Source organism: Microseira sp. BLCC-F43 (assembly GCF_041929235.1).
Taxonomy (GTDB): domain Bacteria; phylum Cyanobacteriota; class Cyanobacteriia; order Cyanobacteriales; family Aerosakkonemataceae; genus Microseira.
In genome coordinates this window covers 1-1,807 of record NZ_JBHFNP010000248.1, presented here as the reverse complement: position 1 = coordinate 1,807, position 1,807 = coordinate 1, and the positions used below count along the sequence as shown (strand labels likewise).

3 protein-coding genes and 1 pseudogene are annotated in these 1,807 nt (G+C 43.0%); 1 reads left to right on the top strand and 3 read right to left on the bottom strand.

Annotated elements, in window-relative coordinates; all coding sequences use genetic code 11:
* Positions 1-204 precede the first annotated feature (204 nt).
* Genes ACE1CM_RS33585 through ACE1CM_RS33575 form a run of 3 tightly spaced genes read right to left on the bottom strand, consistent with a single transcriptional unit; the run spans position 205 to position 1,338 of the window.
* Positions 205-420 carry a hypothetical protein gene (locus ACE1CM_RS33585; protein ID WP_374883218.1) on the bottom strand — a complete coding sequence of 72 codons (216 nt, stop codon included), beginning with the start codon at positions 418-420 and terminating at the stop codon, positions 205-207.
* Positions 417-716, bottom strand: a complete 300-nt coding sequence (locus ACE1CM_RS33580; RefSeq protein WP_374883217.1) for a hypothetical protein — start codon at positions 714-716, stop codon at positions 417-419. Before ACE1CM_RS33580 ends, ACE1CM_RS33585 begins: the two co-directional genes overlap by 4 nt.
* 7 nt (positions 717-723) lie before the next feature.
* Positions 724-1,338 (bottom strand): hypothetical protein, encoded by a 615-nt coding sequence (locus ACE1CM_RS33575; RefSeq protein ID WP_374883216.1) that lies wholly within the window; start codon positions 1,336-1,338, stop codon positions 724-726.
* A 249-nt stretch (positions 1,339-1,587) separates the two neighbouring features.
* On the opposite strand from ACE1CM_RS33575, the pseudogene ACE1CM_RS33570 reads away from it, so the two are divergent.
* Positions 1,588-1,807, top strand: a pseudogene (locus tag ACE1CM_RS33570) (flagellar assembly protein H); the annotation flags it as partial.

The window sequence follows — 1,807 nt, the reverse complement described above, 5'->3', positions numbered from 1 at the left end:
TTCTCTCATTCTCAATCTTTCGGAACGTGCGAGCAGTTTTAACTCATCTTGAACGCAATTTTCCTCAATCGTTTTGAGGGTTTGTTGTCGGTCAAAGTCATCGGTGAAGGAACCTATGTGCAAGGTTAACAGTTCACCTTTAGGGAGTTCTTTAAGTCCAGCTTCAATTCCCGCAAAGATGGGGTAAACTTGTGAGTCTGGTAATCAGGGGTGAATGCCTTTGCAATCAAAGCAAAATTTAATCTGGAAGCTATCTTTTTTTTTCAGAATGATGGCACCAATATCTTGGCGACCAGCGAGGGAAAGGCGACCGATGGCAGCTAGATGAATCAGGTCTTCAAAGGGAGTAAGCCGCTTAGCAACGGCCTTGGTTTCAATCGTTTTAGTGCCGAGTTTGTCTGCGGTATTTTTCTTGTTCATTTCCGGTTTTTAACGAGGGATTGAAAATGCTGATAACCCCGGACGATTCGCGGAACTCGGACGAATTTTCCCATCCAAGTTTTGTTACTAGATAAAGTCCACCAGCTGGCCTGGCCCCAGCCGATAACTAAGCAAGTAACCAGCCAAGAAGCATTGAACAAAACTTTAACCAGGAAATAGGTTAATAAAGCGATCGCAGACCAAGGAAATACCTGGTCGGCTCTTAATGGGCCAATTTTGGGTTGTTCGCCCAAAACGCGGTTGACGGTTCTAAATTGTTGGCGGGGAGATGACATGATGCAATTAGGGTGTACCGCCACCCGTACCGACGATGAAGCCTGTGAGGATATCGCCCATGACAACGGTAATCAAGATAATTAAGGGTGTTCTAGCCAATTGTTGCCAATCTTCATCTTGTCTAGCGGCGTTAATAATCCGCACTAAGGAGATGGCAAGATACAGCAGAAATAACGCTCTTAAAACGTTGAAAACTAGCTCAACAATGGTGGCATCAATGTTAGGAAATGCACCTTGCATCCATTGTTGGGCGTTGTTGAGAAACTGGGCTTGTGCGGGTGCGGTTGTTAAGTCTAGTAGGAAGATGGTGCCAAGTAAGGTGAACGCTAACCCGTAGAGTTTGATTCCCAGTTTTCGCTGTAAGGTATCAAAGTTGGTTAGTACGAGGTTGGATTGTTTGGGGAATGCGATACTTTGCTTCGCAAAAGGCTTCGCCAACGCAATGGCAGTCAGTAACACTAGGCTAGAAAAAATTAGCCGATGAATTGAGATTTCGATCGAGAGGATAACCGTAGCCGCAGCAAGTAGCAACCCAATTGTATGGGTTCGGTTTGATTGCTGCCGTTTGACGGGTATCACCTCGATTTCTGTTGGATCGTCAAAGTACCTGATTTTGGTCATAGCTTTGAGCATAAATTCCTTTGCTTACCGTTAGTTTTAAGGTTTTTCTGCTGGCATTTCGAGTAACAAAAAGTGTAATTATGGAACTAGTTTTGTCAAGAATATTAACTTTTTAGATCCACCAATCCACCATTTAATATACTTTGGTTGATCGGGATTTATTAAAAAATATTTTTCGCTCAATTATTCAAATTAAAATTAGGGATACTATGGGATAATTATGAAGAAGTAGATCGCAGAAAACCTCAGATGACGCGATTCATTTACGATCAATTTGCCAAAGATTATTTATCGGAGCTGCTATCACCTATAGGAGCAGTTGTACCCAGTCGTGATGTAGCTTCAGAAGTCCGAGAAATAGATGTTTACTTTACTCCATCAAGCGCAGCATCAGATTATGTCGAAAACCTGGGATTGTTGGGAAAAATGGCAACCACTGCCGCCCTTTTTGAACCGTTTCGCAATCCTG